This is a genomic window from Microbacterium sp. GW821-FHT01D02 (genome assembly GCF_059422585.1).
In genome coordinates this window covers 1-726 of the sequence record NZ_JBWKXB010000008.1, presented here as the reverse complement: position 1 = coordinate 726, position 726 = coordinate 1, and the positions used below count along the sequence as shown (strand labels likewise).

Sequence of the window (726 nt, the reverse complement as noted above, 5' to 3'; positions counted from 1 at the left end):
GCGACCGGCACGCCTCCGGGCGACCTCGAGCCGCCGGTGTCCCCGCCGTCGACCGTCGAACTCCCTGCTGACTCCACACCGGCGATCACGGTGGTGAAGTCTGCGGATCCGACGTCGATCGATGCGGCTGGTGACACGGTCTCGTATGGGTTCCTGGTCACGAACACCGGCAACGTGACACTGACGGAAATCGCCGTCGCGGACACGGACTTCACCGGTACGGGGACCGCGCCTGTGATCGCGTGCCCGGACGAGGCCTCGTCGCTGGCTCCGGGGGCGTCGGTGACGTGCGAGGCGTCGTACGTCGCGACTCAGGCTGATGTCGATGCCGGACAGGTCACCAACACGGCGACCGCGACCGGCACTCCTCCTGGTGATCTCGAGCCGCCGGTGTCTCCGCCGTCGACCGCGATCGTCACGGTTCCCAGTGCGCCGGGGATGACCGTGGTGAAGTCGGCCGACCTCACGGAGCTGACCGCCGCCGGTCAGACGATCACCTACTCGTTTCTCGCGACGAACACCGGCAACGTCACGCTGATGGATGTCACCGTCACGGACACGGACTTCACCGGCACCGGAACCGCGCCCGTGGTCGAGTGCCCGGACGAGGCCGCGTCTTTGGCGCCGGACGCATCGGTCACGTGCGAGGCGACCTACGTCGTGACCCAGGCGGACATCGACGCGGGTGGTGTGACCAACACGGCCACGGTGACCGCCACCCCGCCG

At 68.7% G+C, this 726-nt stretch carries 1 protein-coding gene; it reads left to right on the top strand.

Features of this window, described 5'->3' with window-relative positions:
• Positions 1-36: 36 nt before the first annotated feature.
• The coding region (locus tag AC07VM_RS18920) for a DUF7507 domain-containing protein (protein WP_494912778.1) at positions 37-726 on the top strand (690 nt) is incomplete at its 3' end.